A 26,991-nucleotide genomic window follows, 5' to 3' on the forward strand; every position below is an offset into this window, starting at 1 on the left:
GTCACAGCACGTGGGAGGAACGATGGCGGGCACCAGTCCCCGCTACGACAGCTGCCGCTACTGCAAGGAGCGGTTTGCCCAGACGAGCGGTCCAGGGCGGAAAAGGGTGTACTGCGGCGTCGAATGCCGGCGCAAGGCACAACGCGAGCGGGACGGCCGGCTCGGGCGGCAGCAGGTCCGCAGCGCGCTCCCGCTGGGCCGGGGGATCGCCGAGGACGTGCAGGCGCTGTCCACGGCGTTACTGGAGGCCGAGTACGACGGGCGGGCCCTCAAGGACCTGATGCACTGCGTGAGCGAACTCAACCGCGAACTGGATCACTACGCGGCCGCCGCGGTGCACGATGCCCGTAACCGTGGGGCGAGCTGGGATCAGGTGGCCGAGGCCGCCCGGGTGAGTGCCACGACGGCGCGCACACGCTGGCCCGAGAACCGGGTGAAGGAGCGTCTGGAGCAGCGGGCGGCGCAGCGGGCGGCGGTGCGCCAGCCGTCTGCGCCGCTGGCGGAGGGGCCGGATCCGGCGGGCGGGCGTCCACTGTCGAAGGCTGCCGAGCGGGCCTCGCAGAAGCTGGCCTCGGCACTGTCCCATCTGCACCGGGCCAGTGACCTGACGATCAGGGAAGTGGCGGAGCAGACCTCGCTGTCGCCGTCGTACGTCTCGCGCATCCTTTCCGGGGAGCGCAAGCCGACCTGGCAGGTGGTGTGCTCGCTGGCCGAGCTGTTCGGCGGGGATGCGGCCGAACTGAGTGTGCTGTTCGAGAGCGCACACGGGCTGGTGCCGCCGGCGCGGCACGCGGTGGGTGATGCGGTGGCGCGTCTGCAGGCGGCGCTGCGCGGGCTGCACCTGGCCGCGGGACGCCCTCAGGCCGGGGTCATCCGCAAGGCTTCGCACGGCGCGCTGAGCACCCAGGCGATCAGCGAGATCCTGGGCGGCGAGATGATCCCGGGCTGGGAGCAGACCTCCGCGCTGGTCACCGCGCTGGGCGGCTGGCCCGCGGATGTGCGGCCGCTGTGGGAGGCCGTCCACTACACGTTCCTGCTCTGCCTGGATCCGCAGGAGGTGCCCCGTCCGCTCCCTGCATCCCGTCCCGGGACAACCTGACGTTCTCTGCCCTGACCTTTGAGGGGGTGCCATGTTTTTGTCGTTACGGCGGCGCGGCGAGCGGCCCGTGCAGGCAACGTCGCCTCCGCTGGGCCCGGACGATGCTCCGTCACCGGCGATCGAGCTTGCCCTGCCGCTGGAGTACACGGCGTTCTGCCAGCTGCATCAGGGCGACTACCTGCGCTACACCCGGGAGCGGGTCCAGGATGCGTGGATGAGCCGGCAGGTGGTGCAGGCCGTTCTGGGGAATCTCGCCACGATCTGGCCGACCGTCATCAGCAGTCCCCGGCCTGCCGCCGTGGCGTGGCGGCTGCTGGACGCGTTGATCTCCTCGGCCATGCGGGACCGCAAGGCCACACCCGCCGCACAGAGTCTCGATGTCGTGCACCGGATGCTGCCGCACGAGCAGGCGGACGCGGTGATTCTGCGCTGCCGTCTGCGCCTGAGTGAGCAGCGGGCGGCGGAGCTGATGGGGGTGGAAGCGCCGGCGGTCGCCTCTCAGTTGCTGATGGCGCAGCGGGCGCTGGCTGCCCGGTGAGCTGACGGCTGCGCCCGGGTGTTTGTGCGCGGGCGCAGTGGTTGGGGGCTGAATGCGCCGGTGGCAGTGGGTCATTCTGTCGTGTGCGCCGGTATGGGGTGAGTGATTCCACGAACAACTACCGCGAATGGGGCCGGCGTTTCTACGATGGAGTTCGTGCAGCACGCAGTGTGCTGCGGGTGCCGGGACGGGGTGGGGTGCCGCATTGGAGCGCGGGCAGGTGCAGCGATCGGACGTCATCGATGTCGCGGCACCGAACCTCGCCCGGATGAACAACTACCTGCTGGGCGGCAAGGACCACTACCCGGCCGACCGGGAGGCCTGCGAGCGGCTCCTCAGGATTGCTCCGCAGGCGCGGGAGGTCGCGCAGGCGGCGCACCGCTTCCTGCTGCGGGCCACCAGTCATCTGGCACGTGAGCACCGCATCCGCCAGTTCGTGGTCTTCGGTGCGGGGCTGCCCACCCAGGTGGGCGTGCACCAGATCGCGCAGAGCATCGATGTGCGCTGCCGGATCGTCTACGCGGATGATGATCCGCTGGTGCTGACCCACGCCCGGGCCCGGTGGGAACGGCCGCGGCGCACCCTGGTCGTGCGGGCCGGGCCCGAACAGGCGGCCCAGCTGCTGCTGGACCCTCAGTTGCGTGCCCTGATCGACCCTGCGCTGCCCATGGCGGTGTTGTTCGTGTCCGTGCTGCATACGGTTCCCGGACCTGCCGGGCCCCGGGCGGTGCTGGAGCGGACGGCCGGGATGCTGGCGCCGGGAAGTCTTATCGCGGGCAGCCATCTGGTCAGTGAGGACCCCGTTGTGAGGCAGCGGGCCGGCGCGCTGCTGCGGGAGGCGGCGGGCGGGTGGTGGGGGCGGGTGCGCTCGCGCGCCGAGGTCGAGCCCTTCTTCGGTGGGCTGCGGCCGCTTGCGCCGGGGCTGGTCGATGTGAGTCGCTGGCGGCCGGGCGGCGACCGCACGGCGGGCGGTGGCAGCCGTCTGTGGGCCGAGTACGGCGGCGTGGCCATGGTGCAGCCGGGTGATGTCCCGGAGGGGGCCTGGCTGTTCAGCTGATGGTGTACTCGAGCAGTTCGAGGCTCTCCTGCGGGGACAGTGCGGCCTGGGCCAGGCCGTCCAGGACGCTGCGGTAGTGATCGGTCTCGTCGGGCTTGTCGAGGTATTCGGCGTCCCGCAGCTGCTCGAGGTAGACGATGTCCGGCAGGGCGGGCAGCTCGAAGCGCAGGTGCGTGACCGGGAAGCCGCCCGCGATGCAGCCGGGACGGTTGAAGGGCGCGACCTGCAGCGTGATGTGGTCGAGCTCCGCCATGAAGATCAGATGGCGCAGCTGCTCGCGCATGACGTGCTCCCCGCCCATGGGCCGGCGCAGCACAGCCTCGTCCAGGATCGCCCACAGGTGGGGGGCGTCGTCGCGGGCGAGCAGGTTCTGGCGGAGCATCCGCAGCTTCACCCGGGTGTCGACCTCGTGCTGCGAGGCCTCGGGGTAGGCCTGGCGTATGACCGCTTCGGTGTAGGCGGGCGTCTGCAGCAGTCCGGGCACCAGCTGGACCTCGTAGGTGCGGATGGCGGAAGCGGCCTCCTGCAGGCCGATCAGCTTTCCGGCCCAGTCCGGCAGCACACCGTCGAAGCGCTGCCACCAGCCCGGCTGGCGTGAGATGCGCACCATCTCCCCGAACTCGGTGAGCAGTTGGGGATCGGTGACGTCGTAGAAGGTGAGCAGGTCCCTCACGTCATCTGGTTTGCAGGTGACCTGGGCGCGCTCCATCCGGGAGATCTTGGCTTCCGAACCGCGGATGTAGCGGCCCGCCGTCTCCGCGTCGATCCCGGCTTCCTTGCGCAGCGTGCGCAGCAGGTGCCCCAGCACCAGGCGCACCGCGACCGGGCTGCGCGCGGAGACGGCGAGGTAGTACTCCAGCGTGGGGGCATCGACCGGGCGGGCGGACGCGGGCATGGGGTCTCCTGTGACGGACGGACGACAAGCGTCAGTCTCGCAGGATGCCACCCGGGCATGCCCCCAATTGGGCTGTTTCTGCCTGGCGTTAGCTGGCGATTACGTCGAACTCGCCTTCCTTCACCCCCGCGATGAAGGCGGCCATCTCCGCCTGCGTGTACACCAGTGCAGGACCGTGCGGGTCCCGGGAGTTACGCATCGCCACATCACCTCCAGCCAGTAACGCCACCTCGACACAGTTGCCGTCCGCCGTACTGTGACGGCTTTTCAGCCACCTCACGCCGCGCAGCGCATCCGCCGAGACACCGTTGACTATCCGCACCATGTCCGCCCTCTTTCGATTCTGCCCGAATTTTGCTCACCTCTGACTGACGCTGATCCTCTTGCCAGATACAAGAGTTCCCATCCCGTCTCGTTCGGATGCAAGTCACCGATGCAATTGCATCCGGAGCACGACGCGGCGGATACTAACCAGTCAGGGCAGAGATCCACCGCCCCATGAACTGGACGTCTTCCGGGGGGATGAACAGTGGCAGCACACACGGCGACAGCACCGATCCGGGCGGCCGAACCCGGAAAGGGCCTTTCGCCCGCCACTCACGGACCGTTGAGAAATACCCCTATGGCATACTCCGGGCCATTGGACTGGGGACTTGCACTGGGCATCAGCACAGCTGATTTCGCAGCCCACGCATTCAGCCAGGACCCCAAAAGCGTGGAGAGCATCCGCCGCTTCGTCCGCGAGACCATCGGCAGCTGGGGCCTGCGAGCGTTCGCCGACGACCTCACGAACGTGGTCAACGAACTCACCACCAACGCCGTGCAGCACGCCCTGCCCAAGCGCGACGAACAAGCCAAAGCCTGGCTGGGCATGGCCCATATCGACGGCACCGTGGTCTGCGCCGTCACCGACCCCAGCCCCACTCCCCCCACACACCGCTTCCCCGAACACCTGGCCCCAGCAGGCCGCGGCCTGGTCATCGTGGACGCCCTGACCAGCCAATGGGGCTACACCAAGACCCGCACCGGCGGGAAGATCGTCTGGGCACGCATCACCACTCCCCGTCACTGAACCGTTTTCATCCTGAATATGTGCAGGTCATCAGGGTGTGGACGGCTTGAACTGCTGTGCCGATGCGGCGGGTGGAACAGCGTGCTCGCCGTAGCAACCGCCAGGTCTTGAGTTGGGCGAAAGCTCGTTCGCCGGGGGCGCGGAGACGGGCATGGTCGCGGTTGAACTGCTGGTAGTGGGCGGGTTGTTCGCGGTGGTGGTAGTACGGGGTGCGGACGGTGGCGCCGGCGCCTTGGTAGGCGCGGTCTGCCAGCACGAGAATCTGTCTCGTGAGGCAGGCTTGGACGATGCCGTGCGCGCGGGCTGCGGTCAGGTCGTGTGTGCGGCCCGGCATTGCGCGGGAGAACCACAGCGGTGTGCCGTCCGGACGTGCGATGACCTGGATGTTCATGCCGTGCCGCTTGTGTTTCTGGGAGTAGTACGGCTCGTCCGCGGCGATGCGGTCGATGGGGATGAGCGTGCCGTCGACGATGACGAAGTCCCCTTCGCCCAAGCCGACGAGGGCCTCGTGTAAGCCGGGCGCCCAGGAGGCCAGGACCTCAAGAGTTTCGTGCACGTACCGCCACGCGGTCGCGGTGGAGACACCGAACCCCGCCGCGAGCTGGGGCAGCGTCTCGTTCTTGCGCAGGTGTACCAGCGCCAGCAGGGCCTGCTTGAAGCAACCCAACTTGCGCCATCGCGAGCGACGTTCACACCTTCGGGCATAGATGAGCCAGGACACATGCTCAACCAGCTCATAAGGGACATCGATCGTGGCACGATACGGGACCAAGCGAGGCTCCTCGGACGATGCGTGGTGCGTAGAGAACACCACCGCAACGACCAGGAGCCTCGTCTCGTCACCCCACACCGCTGACCTGCACCTTCACCCCTGCAGGACAGGATGAAAACGGTTCACTGAACCTCTTTCATCCTGAGTATTGGCAGGTCAAGAGGGTGTGTACGGCTGCCACGGTCCTGCCGATGCGGTTGGTTGAGCAGCGCGCTCGTCGCAGCAGTCTCCAGGACTTGAGGCGGGCGAAGGCGCGTTCGCCAGGGGCGCGCAGGCCGGCGTGGTCGCGGTTGTACTGCTGGTGTTGCTCGGGCAGGTCACGGCCGTAGTAGGGCGTGCGGATGGTGGCGCCGGCGCCCTGGTAGGCCCGGTCGGCCAGGACGAGGATCTGACGGGTGAGGCAGGCCTGGACGATGCCGTGAGCTCGGGCTGCGGTCAGGTCGTGTGTCCGTCCTGGAGTTGCCGGTGAGAACCACAGCGGTGTGCCGTCGGGACGCGCGATGACCTGGACGTTCATGCCGTGCTTCTTGTGTTTCTGCGAGTAGTACGGCTCGTCCGCCTTGATGCGGTCGGTGGGGATGAGTGTGCCGTCGAGGATGACGAAGTCGCCTTCGCCCAGACCGACGAGGGCCTCGTGGAGCCAGGGCGCCCACGAGGCGAGGACCTCGACGGTCTCGTGCACATACCGCCACGCCGTCGCCTCGGAGACTCCGAACCCGGCGCCGACCTGGGCCAGCGTCTCGTTCTTCCGCAGGTGCGCGAGAACCAGCAGGGCCTGCTTGAAGCAGCTCAACCTCCGCCAGACCGAACGAAGTTCACGCCTTCGGGCGTAGATGAGCCAGGAGACGTGCTCGACCAGCTCGTGCGGGACGTCGAGCATGGAAGGATATGGAACCAACGAAGCCCCCCGGCTGATGGCGTGTTGAGTGAGATCACCACACCAACGACGAAGGGCTTCGCCACGTCACCCCACCTGACCAGCCCGTTTCATCCGGCCGGGGCAGGATGAAAGAGGATCACTGAAGCGAACATGCCGGGACCGCCGAGCTGGAGAGTGGTCGCCATTACTGCAGACCCTGTTCCCCCAGGAGGACTATCGCCAGGAGTCGATCGGAGATTCTGTCCGCATAAACCATCACGTCGAAACGTCCCACCCGTACATGAATAAGCGCCACATCCTCAACTCCAACCGAGTCCAGCGCGCGCAATAGGTTTTGCACCGATTGAGCGATTTCGATATCGCCGCGCCTTTCGGCCCGAATCAAGCGACGTTTGAATACGTCAATGAGGTGCGTCGAACTGACCGTACTCTCATTGAGTACAACCAGCCCTTCGTTGTCGACTTCGGCAGCAAGCTCAAGCATCCCTAGCCGCCTTGCCTCGGAGGATAGAAGTGCTCTATTCACGCCGCCCCCCAGGTACGTGCCATGGTCCGCCATTGATGCTGATCTCCGCCCCCTCAATCACCCCTTCTATCAGAATCTCGCTTTCGCCATAGATGTCTTGGGTTCCCTCTATTAGACGATCCTGCACATCGGCCCGACGGTGCCTCATGACGATTCCCGGACCATTCCCCTCTCGGGCAGCGTCAAGCGCAACACCCTCGTAATCCTCGGTCCACGAGGTGTAATTACTGTCCGTATTTCCACCATTGTGTGAAGCGGCATCCGCGTTGCCGCCACGCGGAACCGCCCGACCTTCTAGGGCGTGATCGTACTTCGAGTGCCTATACTTTATGCCGCGATATATGTATTCAATATTGCAGTTGTGAACGAGAACCGGCGTGGCCCCCGCCAGCACATAGTACGTGTGGAGGTCGTCGACGGTGAGGTTGTACATGTCGCGATCGCCAGGACGGGGGATGACGGCGGCGACGTGGACGTGGTGGTTGCTCGCGGTGGTGAGGACGTGGCCGGTGCGGAGTTTGCCGGCGGGGACCCAGGTGTGGAGGGTGTCGTCCCAGAAGGGGTGTATGGCGTTGGTGTGGACGGTTTCGGTGGTTCCGTCGGCGCGTTGGATACGGAGGTCGATGAGGTCGTAGTCGTGGTTGGTGAGGGTGGCGGTGACGCTGCGCGGGCCCTTGTGTTTGCCGTTGGCGGGGTCTGCGGCCTCGACTTTGTCTCCGGTCTTGATTTCGCCGATGGGTTTGGTCTTGCCGTGGGCCATGAGGACCGGGGTGGAGGGGGTAAAACTGCAACCCGCCTTCAAGGATGTGATTGCACTGACTTCACTCTCGGCTTCAGCCCCTCTACCCCGCGTCCCCAAAAGCAAGGCCAGGTCGAATAGCAGTTTTCCGGTGCCTTTGGCACTCTCGCCGTTTGCGTAGTCGCTGTATATTTCAGCACCACGGGAGGTCAATCCCATATCCCCAGCGGCGGCCGGGTTGCTGGCGAGCAGAAAACCGACCACGTCGTCGCATCCGTCGCCATGGAGGACGCAACCCTTTTCCGTGAGGTACTGCTGGTAAGAGCCTTGGATGAGGGAGGTTCCGGTGTTTATTGCCTCGTCGACCACGGTGCTGACGACAGCGCCGAGCCAGCCACCGCCACCGCCGCTGCTGGTGTGGCCGGAGCTGCTGGTGTGGGAGGTGCCGCAGCTGCTGTTACACGGGCGCGATGGACGCGGCTTGCTCGGGTCGACGCCTTCGCCGGGGCGTCCGTTGCCCTTGGTTCCGTCGGGGCGGTGGGGGCAGGCTTCCTGTTGGCCTCCCGCTCCATCGCAGGCGAGTCCCATGCCCGTGGGGTCGGACTGGGTGGCGGGGTTCTGGGCTCCGTAGCTGTAGCCGTTGAGAGTCTGGTGCTTGTCGAGTTCGAGCAGGGGGTCGACGCTGGTGAACTGGCCGATGGCGGGGTCGTATTCGCGGGCCCCCACATGGGTCAGGCCGGTCGTGTCGTCGGTCGGCTTGCCCAGGAACGTCTTGTCGTCGGGCCAGGACGTCGGCTTGGTGCCCCGCGGGGCGCCGAAGGGGGTGCTGTAGCGCTTGGTGACCGCGTAGGTGGTGGCGTCCAGGGCGATGCTGGAGGTGCCGTGGTGGTCGGCGGCCAGGAAGCTCAGCTTCGTTCCGGAGACGCCGGACGTTGCCGTGCGGACCGCGATGGTCTGGCCGTTCGCCGTGTAGTAGCGGGTGCCGGACGTGGTCTTCGTGGTGCCCTTGGTCGTCAGGCGGAATTCTGTGCCGGCGCCCAGGTAGAGGATCGTGTCGCCGTCTCCCTTGGCCCGGCGGATCAGCAGTTCGCCGCCCGCGTCGTAGAGGTAGCTCGTCTCCTTCGTGCTCTCGGTGAGCTTGGACAGGTCGCCCTCGGTGTTCCAGGCCAGCGTCTGCTGAGCCGTGGGGCCGGGGCGGGTGATGGTGTTGCCGCTCTTGTCGTAGGTGTAGGTGCCGGTGCGGGCGCCGGTCGTCTTGTCCAGGGTGTGCGGCTTGGTGTCCGTGGTGTCGTCGTAGGTGTACGCCGTGCTCTTGTCACCGGACGTGGTGTGCTGGATCTCCGTCTTGCGCTGGCCGGCGCCGGTGTAGGTGTACGAGGTCCAGTACGGGGCCGCCCCGTCGAGGTTGGCGACCGTGCGGCCGGAGGTCGCGCAGTCCGCGGTCTTCGGGGTCCAGGCCTCGGTCATGCGGCGGTTGCCGTCGTAGGCGAAGCACTGGTAGTCGGCCTTGGCCGTGCCGCCCTGGGTGGTGGCGTCGAAGATCGACGTGACGTTGCCCGCGTCGTCCTGGGTGAACTTCAGCTCCTGCGGCATGTAGCCGTGCACGTCATCGGTGACGAAGGAGCGGGTCAGGCGCCGGGTGCCTTCTTCGTAGTCCCAGTTGAGGTACGCCTTCTTCGCCGAGGACGCCCCGTCCTTGCCCAGGGTGAGCTGGCGCAGGTCGCCCTGCGGGGAGAAGGCGGCTCCTTGCAGATAGCCTGTGGTGCCAGTCGCGGTGAGCTGTTGCCCCAGGGCTCCGGAGGTGTAGGAGACGGTTTCGGCGGCCAGGCCGCCCACCGCCGGTGCGGAGTACTGGCTGATCGAGCCGTCCAGGTTGTAGCCCGTGCTGAATGACAGCGTCTGGGAAATGTAGCCGCCGGACACCAGCGGCTCGGTGCTGGGCAGGATCAGCTGGCTGCCGGTCACGTGGTACATCGCGTCGAAGGAGGTGACCTTCTGGGTGTAGGCCTTACCGCTCACGCCGCCGTCGTAGCGGGTGGCGGTGTCCTGCTGGCCCTTGGCCACCGCGTCGAAGCCCCAGGCGGCGAGCTTGTTGGCGTCGGTCTTGTCGGCCTGCCACATGCCCTTCTTACGGCCCAGATCGTCGTATTCGTAGAGCAGCTTCTTCGAGGCGTCATCGTTCGGCGTCGTGCCGACCAGCTGGTCAAGGTCGTTGTACTCGCTGCTGGTCTTGCCCTTGTCGGGGTCGGTCGCCGTGACCTGCCGGCCGAAGAGGTCATACGTGTAGGACCACTTGGTCTGGTCGGGTCCGGTGACCGTGTCCTGCTGGCCGGCAGGGGTGTAGGTGTAGTCGGTGGTGGTGTAGTTCGTGCCGGTCGGTGTCGGGCCGGCGTACTCGCGGCGCTGGGTCGTCTGACCCAGCCCGTTGGTGACCACAGCAGTAGCCTGGCCACCGGACGGGGCGGTGGTGGCGACGGTGTCGCCGGTATAGGTGGTGTCGGTCGTCCAGCGGGTGACACCGTGGACCTTCGTCACCGCCTTGATGGCGCGGCCTGCCCCGTCGTACGTGGTGTCGGTCTGGATCGGTGCCTGGCCGCCGGAGATCTCCGCGGCCTTCGAACTGGGCACTGACGTGCTGTCCCAGATGTCTCCCTCCTGGCCGACCGCGAGGCCTCGTGCGTCGTAGAGGGTCAGGGAGATGAGCCGACCGCCCTGCGGGGTCGGTGCCTGCGTCTGACGCGAGCGCAGCAGGGAGTCGTAGAACTCGTACGAGGTGTTGTAGCCGGAGCCGTCGTTCTTCAGGGTCCCAGTGGAGACCCAGGACATGTCCGCGCTGGTGACGTTGTAGGTGTAGACGTAGTTCGGGGTCTTGCCCAGCACCTTGTTGCGGTTGGGCAGCCACAGCTTGGTGATGCGGCCGAGGCTGTCGTACTCGCTCTCGGTCACCTTGCTGTTGGGGTCGGTGACCTTCACCGTCGCGCCGGTCGCGAAGTCGAGGGCCGTGGTGGTCTTGTACGTCTTGGCGTCGGAGACCGCGGTCGACGTCAGCGGGCCCGTGGTTTTCGGCGTGTAGGCGGTCGAGGACACGGCCAGGCCGTTGGTGTCCTCGACGATCAGCGGACGCCCGAGGGCGTCGTACGTGGTCTTGGCGACCTTCTGCCACGCCGGAGCGCCGTCACTGCCGTACCCCTTGGCGCGGCCGGTCCAGGTGGCCTCGCCCTTGGTCGGCGTCTGCGAGGCCGACCAGGTGGTGGCCGCGGTGTCGTCGTAGACAGTGGCGGTGTCCGAGATGACATCTCCGGCGCGCTTGGAGTCCGTGGGCAGGTCGAGCGAGCCGTCCGTGGTCGCGCAGGTGGCCGCGACCGTGCGGGTGCGGGAGACGAGGGAGTTGATGCCATTGCTGGTGTTGCGGGCGTACCAGGTGCGGGTGCACTTCTCGTCGCCGGTGATCGAGTCGTCGCCCTCGTCCTCGACGGTCTCGGCCATGCCGTCGTCGTCGTAGGTCGTCTTCACCGTGTGCACGCGGTCGTAGGGCGTGAGCTTGCTGGTGATGTTGGTGCGGGTGTGGGTGGCGGCGGTGCGTACGTAGTACGCCTCGGTGTCCGCGTACGACTTGTGCTGTGTCGCTGTCCGCTTCGACCATGGGTCGTTGACGGTTGCGCCGACTTCGGTGTCGCCGTCGTAGGTCACCGACTCGCGGGTGAAGCCGGCGTACTGGTCGGAGTCGGTGATCTTGTCGGCTTTGATGCCGGTGACGTCGACGGCCTTGTGATTGTCGGGGTCGGGGGTTTTGCCGTCCGAGCCGAGTACGCGGTCGCCGTTCATTCCGCGCAGGTAGACGGTGACCTCTTTGCTCTGCGTTCCGGTGGAGATGCCGGTGAGGTGGGTGACCTGCTGGTAGCCGCGCCAGATGGACCAGGTGCGCTCCTTGGCGGGGGTCAGCGGGTCCTCGTTGTAGTGCCAGGCGCCACCACCGGTGTACTGGTAGCTGTGCTGCACCGCCTCCGAGCCGCCGAAGGGGTCCGTGGTGGACACCGCATAGACCGGGTACTTCTGGAACCAGTCGAGGATCGGGTCCTTCTCACCGTTGGGCGACCAGTACACCGGGTAGCAGCGCTTGGTGTTCTCATCCACCTTCGGCTTGGTACCGGCTGCGGTGCAGTCGGCGTCCATGTAGGTGACGATCGTCTGAGCGCCGGTCTCGGACGTGACGGTCTTCAGGCGGGGCTTGTTCAGCGGCAGGATGTTGTCTGCTGCACCGTCGACCCGGTTCGGCAGCATGACGTGGTTGAAGGTGACCGGGTCGAGCGAGAGGTCAGCGCCGCGCTTGCCGGTGTGCTTGATCTCGTCCAGCCACAGCGACTGGTCCGTGGAGTCACCCGTGTCACCCGGGTCCAGGTACAGCTGCTTGAGCGACCAGACATCAACGGGCTCGAATCCGGGCGTGGTGGCCGCTGCGTTCCACGCGTACGTGGTGATCGCCGTCAGCCGCTTGCGCGTGAAGAATGACGGGCCGACGTTGCCGGTGCACTTGTCGCCGTCCTTGCAGATCGCGTCGAACGGTACGTCCGGCCAGTTGTCTCGGGTGTCCTCGGTGAGTGAGTCACAGCCGGTGCCGGAGGCCAGGCAGCGCTCGTCGTAGCTGAAGACCACCTTGTCCGAGGCGGCCGGAGAGCCGGAGAAGATGGTGTCGGCGCGCTGGCCGTAGCGGATTTCCTTGAGGTAGCCGCCCCGGGTGTAGTCGGTGCCGGTGTTGTCGTCGCCGAGCTTGTCGTAGTTGTTGTGCTCGGCGGTGTACCAGTACGACATGACGTTGCCGTGAGTGTCCTCGACGTAGTCGAGGTTCCACCGCCAGGCCTGCATCTTCGAGCGGTCGGCGAACGAGTCGCCGCTGGTGAAGCCAGGCTCGACCGGGTCATCGCCGAAGACCGGCACCGTCCACACCGAGTTGGTGCGGTCGCTATCACCTGCGCCGTCGAGCTTGTTCAGGCCAAAGACGTACTTCGTGCCGTCGCCCGTGACGACTGTCCAGTACTCACCCTGACCGTCGATCCCGGTCGAGCCTTCATCACCGTTGTCGGCACCGGTGGAATGGGTGACAGTGGAGGCGTCGTCGTCCTTCAGGCGCCAAACACCCGTAGTGTCGTCCAGCACCAGCTCTGTGGCCTTGCCGTTCAGCACGAGCGAGGCATTCTCGTACTTCCAGCACAGGTCGTACTTGCCGTCCTGGCCGTCGTCGTCGCAGGAGCCGTACTTGCGTTCAATGTAGGACGAGGTGAGATCGAAGCCCGTGCCGACCTGGCTGCCCTGGTTGTTCGAGTTCGCCGTCTGACCGTCGACGGCACCGGAGTCGTACGAGATCGACAGGTCCGGCTGGGGCCCTGCCGCTGCGGGCGGCACCCGCAGCGGGTACGACCAGGTGAACGAACCGGACGAGCCTCCGGCCTCCCAGGTCGAGGAGGAGGACAGCGGCGTCGCCTTGTAGGTGCCGGCGCCGGACTTCGTGCCCGCCGCCAGGGCCAGCATCATCGTCTGTCCACCGGAGGCGAAGCTCACAGGTGCCGCGATGCTGTCCTTCTCGCGGTTGTTGACCGAGTCCAGCTCGATACGCGTGCGGCACTTCGCGGCCGACGAGTCCTTCAGGGCGCAGTCGGGCAGGCGCATCAGTTGAAGGCGCCCGGCCCAGTCACCGCCGTAGGCGGAGGCGAAGGCCGAGTAGTCAATGCCGAGCCGGGCTCTGCCCCCGGCGTCGGGCCCAGTGAGCTTGAGGACCACGCCCTTGACGCCCAGCTTGGCGGCCGTCTTCTGGTCGAGGACCTCTACGGCGACGGAATCAGCCACCCTGCCCTTGCCGGGTGCGGTGACTGTGACGGGCAGCGAGCCGGGCTTGGCCTTGCGGCTTCCCTTGGTGGGGAGGCTCAGCAACGTTTTGCCGACCGTCGGCCAGGTGACCTTGCGCTGCTGGTCGTGGCGGGCTCGGGCGGCTGCCACCCGGTCGGCCTCGGCAGCCTTCTTCACCTCGGCCGCGGCCTTCTTGTTCACCTTGGCGGTGAACGGCCTGACCTTGGTTGCGTGCGGGGCCTTGAGGTGCGGACGTCCCAGCGGGTCGATGTCCGCGGCGAAAGCAACGGGAGTCAGCAGCCCCGGCAACAGTGCCAGGCCGGTTGCCGCGGCAATACGCCGCGACCAGCGTTTTCTGGGCCCAGGCCCGCGACCTGCTGGAGGTCGGGGTATGCCAAAGGGATTCATGATGGGTTCTTCCTACGAGGCGCCCGGGGGGTCCCGGCCGGGTGCGTGCCGTTGGGAACGGGGGATGCAGGGCAAAGAAGCAATGGGGGCGTAGGCACCGCTGCCAGGTCGGCCCGCTCGGTGAGCGGGCCGACCGTCGTGGCGCTTGTTCAGACGCTGTCGGGGCTGACCAGGATCTGGGAGCGCACCTGGTCGGCGTTCATGGCTCCCGTCCAGATCTTCAACTCCTGCAGGCCACCCAGCAGGTAGTTGCCGGTGCTGCCGGCCGTCGTGCCTCGTCCCAGGCTCAGCTCGCCGCTGCCCTGCTGCGGTGTGGTGAAGGTGTCTGTGTCGGCGCGCTGGTCGAACTCACCGACGAACAGGTGGCACTTGCCGTAGCGGGTGTCAGTCTTGGTGCCGTCGGACGGGTCCGTCCACTCCCAGGCTTCCTGCGCGTCGAACACGCCGGTGAGCTGAACCCAGGAGTTGGTCAGGGCGAAATCGCCGGCGGGTACTTCCGCGTTCTGGGTCACCTTGCCGGCGGAGTCCACCGCGGTGCGGGTGAACTTCCACTGGTATTGGTCGTCGCCAGGCTTGACCACCCACAGGGCCCACGAGGACTCCCCTCCCATGCGCTGCGCTGCCACCTGGGCCTTGTAGCCGATCGGCTTGGCCTTCAGCGCCTCTGCGTCCAGGCGGACACTGGCGGAGACCGTGAACGATCCGGTCTCGTCGACCACCGGACCCGTGGAGGCGCCGTACTGGCTAGCGCCGTCCAGGAAGAGAGCGTTGTCGTCCTCGTTCACGGTGGTCCCGCTGGGCGACAGCTTCATCGACGGCAGCGGATAGGCCGTGATCTCGGCAATCTCACTGCCCTTGGCCGAGGTGGCATCCCACTCGGCCACCCGCTCGGTGGCAGACACCCCGTCCTCGCGGAGCCGGGCCTCGTCGACGACCTCCGCCGGTTGCAAGGCGCGCTGCCAGACGGCAACCTCGTCGATGAGGCCGAAGTGGTAGTCGCCCCAGGCGCCGCCGGCCCTGGAGCGCCCGAACTGCAGGCCACCGGTGGCCGCCCACGGCGTATAAGTGGCGGCCGCCTTGGACAGCAGGACGGGGTCGCCCTGGGGCTGGCCATTGATGAACAGCTGGATCGTGTCATTGGACGGATCCGTGTCGGGAAGGTTGTCGTCGCCTTCCGTCTTGAACACCCCGGCCACGTGTGTCCACACGTTCAACGGCGGGTTGTCGTGGTCCGCGAGCGAACGGATGTAGACGGGGGTCTTCTGGTCCTTGTCCGTCCGGTTGAACACCCACTTCTTGTACGAGGCCGAGTAGTACAGGGCGAACGAGCTGCCGTCAGTTCCGGGCTCGGACAGCACCACCCGGTTGGCGGAGGCGTTCGACAGCTGTACCCAGGCCGAGACGGTGAAGGAGTCCTGCGTGTTGATCGCCGGTGTCGAGGTTGTTGCGTAGCCGGTCTGCTGGGCGGGATCGGGGGTGTTGTCGTTCAGGCGCAGCGAGTTGTCCAACTCGCCGCGCCGGGCGCGGGTCGACCAGCCGGTTCCCGCCTCACCCACCAGGGTGGCTTCGTGGCGCGTGCCTTCGGTGGCTGTGTCCTTGGCTTTCATGACGTCCGAGCCCGGGGTGCCGTCGTTCAGGTGCCAGCGGCCCACCGCTTCCTGGGCGGGCGACACCTTGAAGGCAAACTCCTGAGGTGTTCCCGTTCGGTCATGGACGTCGATGGCCCATACCGACAGCACCTGCGTGCCCGACAGTGGCGGCGTCACATTGTCCACCTTGACGCCGTCCTTCGTGGTTCCGTAGGCCGTTTTGGTCGGTGTGGACAGCAGCTTGTACTTGTAGGCGGTGATGTCGGTATGGCCAGCGGAGTCGATGTCGGCCGTGTTCGGCTCGAAGGTGAACGATCCGGCAATGCCGGGGCCGCCCTTGCCCTCGCAGAGGTTCGCTGTGCACTCCGTGTACGGGGAACCCGCGGTGATGCGGGGTGCCTTCGGCGCCGACGAGTCGATCTTGAAGTAGCACCAGGGGCTGTAGGAGGACCACAGGTCGCCGCTCTTGTCGTGATAGGACCAGTGCGACTGGGTGCGCGCCTTGTAACGGTACAAGCCCCCATCGGCGCGGTCGCTGGTGCGCAGCTTCTCCAACGTCCCGTCCGGGTCCCAGCCGCTGTCAGGCGAATGCCCGGTCCACACCTGATGCCAGGACGCATCATCACCACGCTCGACCACGTACTCGGCCTGAAGCGCGCCTTCCTCGCTGCCCTTGTGGGACTCGACCTGCGTCTGGACGCGGGCCTGGACCATCGGGTCCTTACGCGTCACCACGAGCGGATCGGATGACGACTTGTTGCAGTAGCCCGTGGTGCCGCTGCCCGGGATGATGCCGACGTCGGTGGGCACACCCGGCTTGTAGGCAAAGTTCACCGACAGCTCAGCGCTGTCGTCGAAGCGCTTCCAGGCGCGCGGGTCACTCTCATCCTTGGCGCGCAGCATCAGCGTGAGCCGGCTGATCTTGCCGTCCGCGAAGGAACGGACGGTGCTCTTCAGGTTCTCGTCCGGCTCATCGGGGTTGTCGTTGAACTCCACCCACGCATCCGGCTGGTCGGGGCTGCACAAGGTTCCGCGGCCCGCCGCAACGTACTTGTCGCCCATCAGGTCCAGCTGCTTGGGACCGGGCCACCGGGTGCCCTCGGAGATGTTGTCCGTGCGCACCAGGTCCACCCAGTGCGGATCACAGTTGAACGACCACGTCTCGTGAGCGCGGAAGGTGGCGTCCAGCACGTATTTGCCGGCCAGCTTCGTGGGCGCGAACTCGAAGTACATACGGTCGACGTAGCCACCACCACAGTAATAGCCGTCCGCGACACCACACTTGCCGACGCCCTTGTCACCGTCGAACATCCAGAACTTGTCGCCGTCGGAGGACAGTTTCGTGCGCTCCGAGACGCCCAGGCCGACCGACGGGTCGATGTAGACGGGGTAGACGGTGTCCTTGCCGCGCAGCAGGTCCAGATCGGGGTGCACGGCGACCGCGCCCTCATCGACCTTGACCGGCAGCACCGCAGTGGTATCGCCTTCCCCCGGCTGCGATGGGTCGTCCTGCGCCTGGCCCTCTGCGGGCACGGGGGTGTCGGTGCGCATCAGCTGTGTCTGCGGGCCTGACTCGCTGTCACCGGCGGAGTCCCACATCTGGCCCGCCGGGCCACGGAAGACGGCATTGCCGTCGTCGTCGATGGCCCGCAAGCCTCCGCCGGCACCCGGCACCACGGACAGACCATCCCCGGATGCGGTGAGCCTGACCTGCTCCAGGGCAGGGTTCTGCGCCGCCTCGGGTGTCTTGACGACCAGGACTTCCCGGTAGCTCTCGGCCGTGGCCGTCAGCTGCAGATCCACACCGTCAAACACGTTCGCATAGGTCGCCGTTGCACCATCAAGAGTCGGCTCCGGCAGGCTCCCGGACCAGCCCAGCGTGATCGACCGCCCGTCCTTGCCCAGACGGATCATGTCCGACCCCGAACCGCCGCCCGAGAAGGACAGGTCCACCACAGCACCCTTGGGAGCAAACCGGCCGTCAGCACGACGCTCCAGCACCGGATCCACCGCACCCCAGCCGCCGTCCTCTTCCTTCACCCGCTGTGGTGTCGTGGACTGCGTCAGCGTGAACGAACCGTCCGGATTCGCCTTGGTCGTGGAGTACTCGGTACGGTCCGCCGTCACTTCCACCGGCTCACCCGACGCCTGGGCCCGAGCTGAAGCGGTGGGCTCATCCACCGCCCCGGTCTCCCCCGCAGTGGTCGTCGACATCGGAAGGGCCGCCACAGCAGACGCCCCAGGCAGCACCGACAGCACGAGCGCGGCGGCGACACCACCCCACAGGCAGACGCGCGCTCTTCGTCCCCTCCGCGCCGGCGTCACACCAGCCCGCTCAGCCTTCACCGAATCCCCCCGAGTATGAATCTTGTAAAGGTCCCGCAAAGTAAAGATCCGGTTACCAGGAGCAGTCAATCGACTGTGAGACTGATCACGCGTCAAGTCCAGTATCACCCTGACCTGCACAGATGAATTTCAGCCACCGAGCCCTTACACGTAAAGCAGGACGTTCACAGAAACAACACACAGGCCGGACCAGCAGGACGAAGACACCCCCAACACGCAGACAGGACATGATCAACAGCGCGCGCAAGGCGTCCTGGGGGACCTGCCAAACTCGGTATGGTTCGTCCTTCACACCCACGGGGACGCGGTTACGAGATCTTCGAACACCCCACCCCGAAGCCTCCATCACAGCCATGCGCGGAGGGCAGATCAACGTTGGTACGGCACAGGACAAATACCTCGACCATGTGACGGCCGGACAACCACATCAACGGTCACGCGATTCCCCGGGGCGTTGGACACGTAATTTACGGTGGATGGCGTCCGTCGAGCACGGTTGTCAGTGGCTCCTGCCAGCATGCGCAGATGACCTCAACTGACCACCTACTCACCGCCCCTGACGAGCAGCCGCGTGCCCGCCTTCTCGAGCTGGTCGGTGCCATCGAACCGTGGGACGACCTGGAGCGCACCCATCTGGAGACCGCCACACAGTGGATCGCTGGCGGAGCCCCGCTCTACCGGGCACGCAAACCGGATGTCCCGGCGATGCACTTGGTGAGCTACTTCGTCGTCCTTGACAACACGAGCAAGCAGCTGCTGCTCGTCGCGCACCGCAAGGCGGGCCTGTGGCTGCCGGCCGGAGGACACGTCGAGCCGGGTGAGGACCCGTGGGCCACGGTGGTCCGCGAATGCCATGAGGAACTGGGCATCGAGGCCATGGCATCGCCCGTCACCGGCGAGCATCCCCTCTTCCTCACCGTCACCCGAACGCGGGGACAGGGCCCGCACACAGACGTATCCCTCTGGTACCTCCTCAATGCCGACGCCCACACCATCACCTCCTACGACCAAGGCGAGTTCAACGCAATCCGGTGGCTTACCGACGAGCAGGTACTCAAGGAGCCGGCCGAGCTGCTCGACCCCCACATGCACCGCTTCACCCGCAAACTGCAGCAGGCCCGCACCAGAAGGCATCACGGGTAGCCTCCTCCGACTGTCAGCGATGCCACACCGCCCCACCACGCCGGGAACCGACACCGGCACGGTTGACGTCCGCCGTCCCCATGGGGAGCCCTGATTGCGGGGGTGGGGGATTACGTGACGCTCGAGCAGTCGTAAGTGGAGAACTGTGTGACCGCCGACAAACCACACGCTGTGTCTGTTCGACAGCATGACAACGATCCGGGCCGCGATCAGAGCGATCCCCAATCGACCCGGCCGGCACCACAGCGCCGCAACCAAGGGCGTAGGCCCGAGCACGATCACGCGTAACCGGAGCACAGAAGATTCGGTTGGAGGCGCGTGGATGATGCCTGCCTCGACGAGGTCTTCGAGTTCGCCACGTCGACGTCGCTCCGGCTGAGGCCACCGTGGAGGGCCTGTCTGTTCTGACCCTTGATGAGACGCACGGGGTGCTGGCGATCCTGCTGCAGCTCGGGAAAGAGACAGGCGACCAGGCAGGGACGGCGCGACGGCTGGCCCGTGGACTCGCCGCGCGCATCCCTTCGGCCACCTGACCCACGGACCGCATTGGCACCATCCGCTGCCGTCAGACAGCGGCCGTGCCGGGACTGTTTCATCGTGGCGGTTTCCGCCGGTCAGCGAGACAGCAAGCGGGGTGCCTCGGCGATCGACGATCACGTGGTGCTTGGAACCCGGGCGGCCACGGTCGATCGGCGAAGGCCCAACGTGAGCCCCCTTTCAAGGCCCTGACGCGTGAAGCATCGATAGCCGCATCATCCATGTCCAGCAGGCCTGCTGCCCGCAGCTCAGCCAGAAGGATCTCGTGCAGGCGGGGCCAGACACCAGCCTCCGTCCAGTCCCGCAGACGGCGCCAGGCCGTGTATCCCCGTACTCCGTTGAGTGCTCCACGGCGTACGGGGATATCTGCACCAGGCTCGGCGAGTTGACGGTCAGTGCGGCAGGCCGCCCGATACCCCGTTGCCATCAATGCCCGCAGGCGCCGATCATGTGCATCCAGAAAGAAGGGGTGCCATGGGGCTGTGTCTGTTTCCCGGTGACGGTGACATCGATGGACCGGACGCTTGCTTCTCGTATGGAGGCTTCGCTCAGTTCCGTCGCCAGCTGGCTCATGTTGAAGGCTTCGTCCTCGGCGAGATGATCGGCTTCGGCGGAGACCGGCCATGGACAGAGGTCTCAACCGAGCTGGAACCGTTCCTCAATCATCCAGACGATCACAGCAAGGATCTGTCCCCCCAGGACTGCGCCGCTGTTCGCCCCAGGTTGGAGGCGATCCTCGGGCGGTGGGTGTCGGAACCTCTCGATGCAGGCGTGGAGAGTCACATCGAGGACGCCCGGCGGCTTTCAGCCGTGCTTCGTGTGTGCATCGACAAGAACGTTGATCTTTGCTTCGGATGACTGATCTGACGCGGTGGTGGCTCAGGCTGCGTCGTCGCGGTCTCGTTCGATGGCAGCGAGCCGGTTCTTGAGGCGGTAGCTGGGGCCGTTGATGGAGATGACGCCGCAGTGGTCTATGGGAAGGCAGCCGCGCAGGCGTGGGACCGGCTGCACCCGAGGCTGACCCGGCGCGCGGCGTGGATCGACCACGACGGACCGCTGCCCGTCATCGAGGGCACCGTGATCCGGCTGACCGTGGAGAAGCTGCCCAGCGGGGGGCTGAACAAGTCGGTCTGGCTGTGGTGGTCCGGTACTGGTGCCACCGTCGCAGACGTCGACCGCTGCTGGCAGTCGTTCCTTCGTAGATTCGATCTGGAGCACACGTTTCGCCTGTTCAAGCAGACGCTTGGGTGGACCAAGCCGCGGCTGCGCAGCTCGAAGGCGGCCGACAGGTGACGCCCGCCCGCGTCCGGAGGGGGTTCAGAAACCTGCGTGTGAAGACCGGCTCCCCAGCCGGTGCACCGAAACCGTCCCGTCCCGGTCCCGGCCGCCCGCCGGGCTCGAAGAACCGACACCCAGCCACCTGCCATGACGGGGGCTGAGTCCTCGCGACCGGCAAGGCCTACAGCCGCCTCATCCACCACAAGGTTGGCACCAAACCCCGGCGCATCAACGACCTGGTCTCTTGACAGTCCGCCAGAGACCAACGGTGATGGGATCACAAACGGCTTCGGGGGGGTCTGTGGATCTCGGCTCTGTGATCATCGCTGTGACAGGTGTGGCTGGAACGCTTGGGGCATCGTTCCTTACCCAACGTGCGTCCGAGCGGGCAAAACGTCGGGAGATAGAACTGGTTCGCGGTCACGAGGAGAGCCGCGAGAACCTTCATCTCCGACGTACCTGCTACGCGGAGCTCAATCGGGATGCACGTCAGTTCACCACGGCGCTCAACCACCATCTGCACGTGATGCGGGAACGCAGTATCGAGGAATCCGACAGAGGTGCACTCGATGAAGCGAAGGGAGCCCATCGCGATCGATACTCCGAAGCACAGATGATCGCCCCCGACGCGGTGCTCGCACGCGCAAGCGCAGTCAACCAGGCTTTGAACAAGGTCTATGGCCAGGTGAAACGCCTTGAGCGAGGGGAGCCCGAACCAGGGGAGACGCTGGCCACTGCGGCCCGGGCTCAGGCAGAGATCTGGGGCATGCTCCGGGCCATGAGGACCGCAATGCGCCGTGACCTCGGTGTGTCACCGCAAATTGACGATGCGCCGACAGATCTTCACGCTCAGCTAAGGGCTGTCCCGTAACGGATGGGCCTTTGCTCCTGTCCCCGGTGCGAGCTTGATCAGCGGCAGGTGACAGGCTTGCGGGATGCTGATCGAGGGATACGACGACGGCCCGTTGGCTGCCGGGGAGTCTCTGCTGACTCGCCCCGGGTTCTGGTCGAACTACCTACTGGAGATTTGCGCTGGCGGGACGGGCGTTGAGCGTCCCACCCCGGAGTGGTTCGGCGATGATGGCGCTGATGCTGAAGCCTTGTCCGAGACCCTCATGGACCCCGACTGGTGGCCTGTGTTCCGGGTGCCGGCCTCGGGTGGCCCCGGAATCGTCGTGGTCTACCGCAACTTGGTCGGCGACTACGGCACCGACTTCTTGCTCGTCCCCGAAGGCCAAGGCGGCGTGCAACGGATCGCCGGTTGGGAAGGGGAACTGTCAGGAACCGGGCTGACGTGGCAGGACCTTGTGAGGATCGCGGACAATCCAGCACCCGGGGCCGCCGGGGTCGACGACTGCGCCGCCCGCCTCCTGCTGATCCTGCCCCTCCTGGGCGATCCGGACGTTTCGGAGGGTGCCTCTGCGAGGGTCAGCACCGCCCTCATCGCGGTCGGGGCGCCGCAGGACACCGCTTCCAGCACGGCGGACTATCTACTCGCTCGCTTGACGAACAGATCGTGGCACGATCCCGCATGGGACTCACCCCTGAGCGGCAGTTGAACCTGCTCACGAACGGCTGGCCACGGCTGAGATGATCTTCGTGTGGCTGGTGTGATCACGGCGTCGGAGCCGTCCTGGATAGCCCCGTTCACCGGGCTGAGCCCACGCTGCTTCGGCAAGTTGGTGACCGCTGTGAGGCGCGAGACCGCGGCCGAGCTCCACCGCGGACGGCCCTGGGGGCTCCTGCTCGAGGACCGAATTCTGCTGGTCACGGTGTACTGGCGGACGAACTTGACCATGCGCCAGATCGCTCCGCTGTTCGGTGTCTCGAAGTCGGCGGCAGATCGGATCATTGACCATCTTGGGCCACTGCTCGCGCTGCAGCCGCGCAAGCGGTTCAGTAAGGACACCGTCCTGATCGTCGACGGCACCCTCGTGCCCACCCGCGACCATGCGGTGGCCGAGCAGTCGAAGAACTACCGCTATTCCACGGCCCATCAGGTGGTCATCGACGCCGACACCCACCTGGTCGTGGTCGTCGGCCGGCCCCTGCCGGGCAACCGCCACGACTCACGCGGCTGGGAGGAATCCGGCGCCAAGGCCGCCGTCGGCAACACGATCACCATCGCCGACGGCGGCTATCAAGGCACCGGCCTCGTCATCCCGCATCGGCGCCGCAAAGGAGAGGAACTTCCAGCCTGGAAGGAGGAACACAACCGCTCCCATAAACAGGTCCGCGCCCGCGTCGAGCACACCTTCGCCCGCATGAAGGGCTGGAAGATCCTCCGCGACTGCCGACTCAAAGGCGACGGCGTCCATCACGCCATGCTCGGCATCGCCCGCCTGCACAACCTCACACTCGCCGGATAGGCAAACAGATAGTGCAGCAACAGACACCTTGCCCCCGCCCCCAAGATCGTTACGGGACAGCCCTTAGCCGAAGATGGCAGCAGACGTTAAACCAGAAGCTAACGCCTCACCGACCCTGAACGACCCCACTGGACCAACAGTCCGGGGCCCGCGCCCTAGGGGGTTCCTGTGCCCGGATGCGGCGCAGCCGGCGTCGACAATTGTTCCCGTAATGGTGGTGAACCGAACCGGACCGGGCGCATACGACGACGGGACCGAACCTCCCGTGCTCAGCCGAGGCCGAGGCTGCTGAGCGCGGTGGTCCAGTCGGTGACGATGGCGTGCTGAGCGGCGGCCAGGGGGACCTTGCCGTTGCAGACCGCGGTGTGGAGCTTCGTCTCCACCGGGTCCTTCTTGTTGTTCACACCCACTCCCGGCTTGTGGCCGGGGTCCGCGGGCTCCACCCACAAGTTGCGGTAGTCGTTGGGATCTCCCCCGAGCTGAAGGCTGATCAGGTGGTCGTACTCCGCGTCCCTGAGACGTCCGGTGTAGCCGTAGGAGGCGGCGTTCAGCACCTTCTCCTTGCGGGTGACCGACTCCGGCGGCCGGATGTCCCCGGTGTAGCCGCCCTTGCGGCAGATCGTCGACTTCAGATTCGCCTGCGTGACAGCCGGGGAGATCGCACCCGGCGTGCACTTGGTGTCCTCCAGCGGCTCCCCGTTCTCGTACCGGTAGTGACAGCTGCCCGCCGGCGGCTGCTGCTGCACCGTGTACGTCGTCTGCGGCCCGGCACCCACCGCGATTTCCTGCCCCGCCGAACCCGTGGGCGCAGCGGCACCCGACGGCCCGGCCGGGGGACTCCCGTTCTTCCCGGATCTCTCCGAGTCGGAGAGCGAACCCGACGAACAACCCGCCAACAGCAGACAGGCGAGCAGCACCGGCGGCACGGCGCGGCGGATGGAACCCATGACGACCCCTCACGAAAGCGTGACACTCGGGCATATGCTCCCCCGCTCGAGGACCGTCCTACCGCCAGGGTCGGGCCCGAACCTCTCCCGGGGCTACTCCCGGCTTTGCGAGGACCTGTGTTCGCCGGTCTACCGGCGTGGGTGTGCCCGGCCTCCCGGTGACAATGATCGCTTCGCGGTGAGCAGGGTCTTGTCGGCGGCGGCCAGGCTTCCGGGGCGTTTCAATTAGTTCCGGCCATGGCCTGCGCTCTCGGCTGGAAGCATGACGTCACGAGTGGTGGGCACGGCGTGTCCGGCGATCGGCAGGGAGGTCTTCATGGCGTGGATGAGCGAGGAGTTCGGGAACTCCCACGACGGTTTCGCGGGAGCCGTCCTGACCGACGGGAACGAGCCCAAGCCCGTTTACCTCGCCCCGGGCAGCGGCACCAACTTCCACCAGACCAGCGAGTGGTGGGCGTACAACGGCAAGTGGGGCAGGCCGAAGGCGGCCGCCGAACTCAGGCCCCACATCACGTAGTCGTGCCCACGCAGGCAACGGGGCTGGCGCGCACCTCGGCCGGCTTGTCGATCCTGACGAGCTCGAAAGGCCTGTTCCTGTAGCTGCCCTGCGCAAGCGGTGGGCGGGCACCCTGCCGCCGTGGGAGAAGGCCAGGCCGAACTCCCGCCCTGCAAGCAGGAACACACACCTCCCACCACAAGGTCACCACCCGCGTCGAGCGGATGGCGCCCGAAGGTCTTCTTCCAGGTCGCGGCCGCGTCCTCCTTCTCGGAGTGCGCAAGAACGAGCACCCCGTCGATGTCCACGACCACCTCGCCGCCGGTGTCCGGGGCCTGGTGCCCGGCCAGCCTCCACACCCGCTCGCGGACCTCGGCCCGGGCCCGCCGTATAGCCGCCAGGGCCCCGGGCCCGGCCGCAGCCAGGGAATCGATGAGGCGAGAGACGGTCGAGTCGGAAGCTACCGGCCCGAAAACCTCCGGCTCGGCCCGAAGCATCGCCACATCCGCCAGACAGTCACCCCCCAATGCGGTCGCCAGAGCGAGGTCCAGCAGGACCTTGCCCGGATCGTGCACCGCCCTGAGCTTGCGCGACGGTGCCAGCGCTGCTGACAACGCCGTGTCCAAGCCGATCCGCTGGGCCGTCTCCGCCATCAGCACCGCACCGCCCTGCGAGACCACGCCCGGCCGTTGCCCTGAACGTAGACAGAGGGGTACGACCAGCTGCCCTTCTTCACCTGGAGAGTGCTCTTTCCTGCGACGACATGGACTCCAGAGTAGCCCTATCGTCCCAGGTCAGAGGCATTTCCTGTTGAGCTGACCAGGTGGCGGACAAGCACTCAGGCGATGCGCGTAGGCGCCGGCGACCAGGACGGCGGCAGCGGGGTGTCCTCGTCATGATCGATCAGCAGCGGGTAGCGGTCATGCCACCACCGGTCCCGCGCGGACCGTCGGGTCACCGGCGTATTCAGCTCTTTGGCCGGCCCCGTTGCGGCCCGGTAGCGGGCATCCAACTCTTCTATTCGCCTCTGGCAGAGCATCTGCATCGCCGGAGTGAGGATCGGCAAGGCGTCGTGGAGCCAGTCGCGGCAGGCCAGGTCGCTGTGGTATTCCCAGATCCACGTGGTGTCGAAGCCCTTCTCGACATTTATCACCAAGTCCTCCCAGGACTTCATCTGACGATAGAGGCTCGGAGCACCGTTGAATCGGTCTGCCAGAAGCTGCTGCGCACGATCGGCAGACGCATAGTCCTCGGCGGCGAGTTGCGAAGCATCCACGCCGCATAGCGTTCCAGAGGGCGGACCGGCACGTCACCCACCAAGTGCCGAGCATCAGTCGCCATCGGTGGCGGCGGTCAGAGCATTGCAGCAGGTCATGGGGCATACCGGTGCCCGCGACTCAACCGTTGGTCAGCTCTGATGAAAGGCCGAAGCTAGACGGGCGACCGAGAGACCCATTCGCTCAGCACCGGCAGAACGTCACGGATATCGCCGCTGTCGACGACAGCGTACGCGCGGGAGCGCGCCTTCGAATCCGCGTTGAAGGCGATCGCGCAGCCGACATCGTCGAAGAGCGGAAGGTCAGACCTGCTGTCACCAACAGCCACGCATAGGTCCAACGACAGGCCATGGCGAGTCGCGACCCGATGGGCGAAGTCTCTCTTCACGTAGTCGTCGTAGGAGTCGAGCGCCCTCCCGGTGAACACACCGTCTTGTGTCTCCAGCCGGGGGCCGCAGGCGTCCTCGAACCCGAAGATTTCACACAGGTAGGAGCCCACCGGACGCCAGGCAAGGGTCGCGAGGACGGGTACCACACCATGATCCCGGCACCAGTCGACGGCCTCCGCGATCCCTTGCACCAGGGGGAGCTCCGTCAGCCACTTGCGGACCTGAATCTCGCTCGTACCGGCCCAGCCGCGTGCATCGAGTTCCTCCACGTACCGGGCGGTGACGAGCCCCGCGTCCCACGCAGCTTCGGCCTCGGCTACCTGGTCTGCGTGGCCGAGCTTCTCGGCCAGGAAGATCGCCGAGGAGGTCCCCGGGACGAGAGTGCCGTCGACGTCGAAGAAGGCGACCGCTTGCGGCGCTCCGAGTTCAACTCGTGGATTGCTCACTGTCGTTCCTTGCCGTTGCGGTCACGCTGGTGGTGACATCGGAGGGCCGACTTTATCCTCGTCATCCGCGCCACCCTGGCCGGCGGGCGAAGGTACACTGCGCCATCGCGGTTGGCGCCAGTCGGCCATGGCCCTCCCGGCCCCAGTCGGCCTCGTAGCAGGCCAGGACGATTCGCACGGTCCGTAACGCGAGAGCGCTGGCGAGACTGTCGAAGTCGCCGAACGCCAGTACACCGCCATCCCGGGCGAGCGCTGCCCGGCCTCGTCGCCCCGATCTTGAGTCATAGGTTCATGGCCGGCCACTGCCACCTCGGCGCGTCCAAGCGGCCAGCGGCTACGGCGACCAG

20 protein-coding genes and 5 pseudogenes are annotated in these 26,991 nt (G+C 66.5%); 12 read left to right on the forward strand and 13 right to left on the reverse strand.

Annotation, left to right across the window (positions count from 1 at the left end; genetic code table 11):
* The first annotated feature begins 22 nt into the window (after positions 1–22).
* The 3 genes from ACFYZZ_RS24955 to ACFYZZ_RS24965 all read left to right on the forward strand — a co-directional run bounded on the left by ACFYZZ_RS24955 (position 23) and on the right by ACFYZZ_RS24965 (position 2,694).
* A complete protein-coding gene (locus ACFYZZ_RS24955; protein ID WP_389179927.1) occupies positions 23–1,099 on the forward strand; it encodes a helix-turn-helix domain-containing protein in 1,077 nt (358 codons plus the stop codon).
* Positions 1,100–1,130: 31 nt separating this feature from the next.
* Positions 1,131–1,637: a hypothetical protein gene (locus tag ACFYZZ_RS24960; RefSeq protein WP_389179930.1), complete on the forward strand. Its 507-nt coding sequence runs from the start codon at positions 1,131–1,133 to the stop codon at positions 1,635–1,637.
* Between the two features lie 220 nt (positions 1,638–1,857).
* Entirely contained in the window at positions 1,858–2,694 is an 837-nt protein-coding gene (locus ACFYZZ_RS24965) for an SAM-dependent methyltransferase (RefSeq protein WP_389179933.1), read from the forward strand.
* Here ACFYZZ_RS24965 and ACFYZZ_RS24970 read toward each other — a convergent pair.
* Positions 2,687–3,589 (reverse strand): helix-turn-helix domain-containing protein, encoded by a 903-nt coding sequence (locus tag ACFYZZ_RS24970; RefSeq protein ID WP_389179935.1) that lies wholly within the window; start codon positions 3,587–3,589, stop codon positions 2,687–2,689. The two genes, ACFYZZ_RS24965 and ACFYZZ_RS24970, sit on opposite strands and share 8 nt — an antisense overlap.
* A gap of 88 nt (positions 3,590–3,677) precedes the next feature.
* Entirely contained in the window at positions 3,678–3,914 is a 237-nt protein-coding gene (locus ACFYZZ_RS24975) for a DUF397 domain-containing protein (RefSeq protein ID WP_389179938.1), read from the reverse strand.
* Between the two features lie 297 nt (positions 3,915–4,211).
* On the opposite strand from ACFYZZ_RS24975, the gene ACFYZZ_RS24980 reads away from it, so the two are divergent.
* Positions 4,212–4,661, forward strand: a complete 450-nt coding sequence (locus tag ACFYZZ_RS24980; protein ID WP_389179940.1) for an ATP-binding protein — start codon at positions 4,212–4,214, stop codon at positions 4,659–4,661.
* A 7-nt stretch (positions 4,662–4,668) separates the two neighbouring features.
* Here the strand turns inward: ACFYZZ_RS24980 and ACFYZZ_RS24985 are convergent, their stop codons facing one another.
* The 5 genes and pseudogenes from ACFYZZ_RS24985 to ACFYZZ_RS25005 form a co-directional block, all read right to left on the reverse strand.
* Positions 4,669–5,433 carry an IS5 family transposase gene (locus tag ACFYZZ_RS24985; RefSeq protein ID WP_389179943.1) on the reverse strand — a complete coding sequence of 255 codons (765 nt, stop codon included), beginning with the start codon at positions 5,431–5,433 and terminating at the stop codon, positions 4,669–4,671.
* A 136-nt stretch (positions 5,434–5,569) separates the two neighbouring features.
* Positions 5,570–6,372: pseudogene (locus ACFYZZ_RS24990) on the reverse strand (transposase family protein).
* A gap of 125 nt (positions 6,373–6,497) precedes the next feature.
* Complete coding sequence (locus ACFYZZ_RS24995; RefSeq protein ID WP_389179946.1) at positions 6,498–6,797, reverse strand: hypothetical protein; 300 nt, start codon at positions 6,795–6,797, stop codon at positions 6,498–6,500.
* A 34-nt stretch (positions 6,798–6,831) separates the two neighbouring features.
* Positions 6,832–13,827, reverse strand: a complete 6,996-nt coding sequence (locus ACFYZZ_RS25000) for a polymorphic toxin-type HINT domain-containing protein (protein ID WP_389179948.1) — start codon at positions 13,825–13,827, stop codon at positions 6,832–6,834.
* A 149-nt stretch (positions 13,828–13,976) separates the two neighbouring features.
* Positions 13,977–17,630: a LamG domain-containing protein gene (locus tag ACFYZZ_RS25005; protein ID WP_389180940.1), complete on the reverse strand. Its 3,654-nt coding sequence runs from the start codon at positions 17,628–17,630 to the stop codon at positions 13,977–13,979.
* A 657-nt stretch (positions 17,631–18,287) separates the two neighbouring features.
* Here ACFYZZ_RS25005 and ACFYZZ_RS25010 point away from each other — a divergent pair.
* Together ACFYZZ_RS25010 and ACFYZZ_RS25015 are read left to right on the forward strand one after the other, a co-directional pair.
* Positions 18,288–18,905: an NUDIX domain-containing protein gene (locus ACFYZZ_RS25010; RefSeq protein WP_389179951.1), complete on the forward strand. Its 618-nt coding sequence runs from the start codon at positions 18,288–18,290 to the stop codon at positions 18,903–18,905.
* 386 nt (positions 18,906–19,291) lie between these two features.
* Positions 19,292–19,438, forward strand: a complete 147-nt coding sequence (locus tag ACFYZZ_RS25015; protein WP_389179954.1) for a DUF6417 family protein — start codon at positions 19,292–19,294, stop codon at positions 19,436–19,438.
* A 55-nt stretch (positions 19,439–19,493) separates the two neighbouring features.
* On the opposite strand, the pseudogene ACFYZZ_RS25020 reads toward ACFYZZ_RS25015, so the two are convergent.
* A pseudogene (locus tag ACFYZZ_RS25020) lies at positions 19,494–19,779 on the reverse strand (transposase); the annotation flags it as partial.
* Between the two features lie 137 nt (positions 19,780–19,916).
* On the opposite strand from ACFYZZ_RS25020, the gene ACFYZZ_RS25025 reads away from it, so the two are divergent.
* Positions 19,917–20,300 (forward strand): hypothetical protein, encoded by a 384-nt coding sequence (locus ACFYZZ_RS25025; protein WP_389179957.1) that lies wholly within the window; start codon positions 19,917–19,919, stop codon positions 20,298–20,300.
* Positions 20,301–20,321: 21 nt separating this feature from the next.
* Here ACFYZZ_RS25025 and ACFYZZ_RS25030 read toward each other — a convergent pair.
* Positions 20,322–20,417, reverse strand: a pseudogene (locus tag ACFYZZ_RS25030) (AAA family ATPase); the annotation flags it as partial.
* Here ACFYZZ_RS25030 and ACFYZZ_RS25035 point away from each other — a divergent pair.
* The 4 genes and pseudogenes from ACFYZZ_RS25035 to ACFYZZ_RS25050 form a co-directional block, all read left to right on the forward strand.
* Positions 20,412–20,872: pseudogene (locus tag ACFYZZ_RS25035) on the forward strand (transposase); the annotation flags it as partial. The pseudogenes ACFYZZ_RS25030 and ACFYZZ_RS25035 overlap by 6 nt on opposite strands.
* Before the next feature lie 164 nt (positions 20,873–21,036).
* Entirely contained in the window at positions 21,037–21,591 is a 555-nt protein-coding gene (locus ACFYZZ_RS25040) for a hypothetical protein (RefSeq protein WP_389179960.1), read from the forward strand.
* A 64-nt stretch (positions 21,592–21,655) separates the two neighbouring features.
* Positions 21,656–22,279, forward strand: a complete 624-nt coding sequence (locus ACFYZZ_RS25045) for a hypothetical protein (RefSeq protein WP_389179963.1) — start codon at positions 21,656–21,658, stop codon at positions 22,277–22,279.
* A 42-nt stretch (positions 22,280–22,321) separates the two neighbouring features.
* Positions 22,322–23,089 carry a transposase gene (locus ACFYZZ_RS25050; RefSeq protein ID WP_389179967.1) on the forward strand — a complete coding sequence of 256 codons (768 nt, stop codon included), beginning with the start codon at positions 22,322–22,324 and terminating at the stop codon, positions 23,087–23,089.
* Between the two features lie 269 nt (positions 23,090–23,358).
* On the opposite strand, the gene ACFYZZ_RS25055 is transcribed toward ACFYZZ_RS25050, so the two are convergent.
* Complete coding sequence (locus tag ACFYZZ_RS25055) at positions 23,359–24,036, reverse strand: hypothetical protein (protein ID WP_389179969.1); 678 nt, start codon at positions 24,034–24,036, stop codon at positions 23,359–23,361.
* Between the two features lie 262 nt (positions 24,037–24,298).
* Here ACFYZZ_RS25055 and ACFYZZ_RS25060 point away from each other — a divergent pair, with 262 nt between their 5' ends.
* Entirely contained in the window at positions 24,299–24,553 is a 255-nt protein-coding gene (locus ACFYZZ_RS25060; RefSeq protein WP_389181001.1) for a hypothetical protein, read from the forward strand.
* On the opposite strand, the pseudogene ACFYZZ_RS25065 reads toward ACFYZZ_RS25060, so the two are convergent.
* The 3 genes and pseudogenes from ACFYZZ_RS25065 to ACFYZZ_RS25075 form a co-directional block, all read right to left on the reverse strand.
* A pseudogene (locus ACFYZZ_RS25065) lies at positions 24,541–25,268 on the reverse strand (transposase); the annotation flags it as partial. The gene ACFYZZ_RS25060 and the pseudogene ACFYZZ_RS25065 overlap by 13 nt on opposite strands.
* Before the next feature lie 102 nt (positions 25,269–25,370).
* On the reverse strand, positions 25,371–25,808 hold the full coding sequence (locus tag ACFYZZ_RS25070; RefSeq protein ID WP_389179972.1) for a hypothetical protein: 438 nt from the start codon (positions 25,806–25,808) through the stop codon (positions 25,371–25,373).
* 155 nt (positions 25,809–25,963) lie between these two features.
* Entirely contained in the window at positions 25,964–26,644 is a 681-nt protein-coding gene (locus ACFYZZ_RS25075) for an HAD family hydrolase (protein WP_389179975.1), read from the reverse strand.
* Positions 26,645–26,991 lie beyond the last annotated feature (347 nt).

This window comes from Streptomyces sp. NPDC001816 (genome assembly GCF_042892235.1).
In the GTDB taxonomy this organism is placed as follows: domain Bacteria; phylum Actinomycetota; class Actinomycetes; order Streptomycetales; family Streptomycetaceae; genus Streptomyces.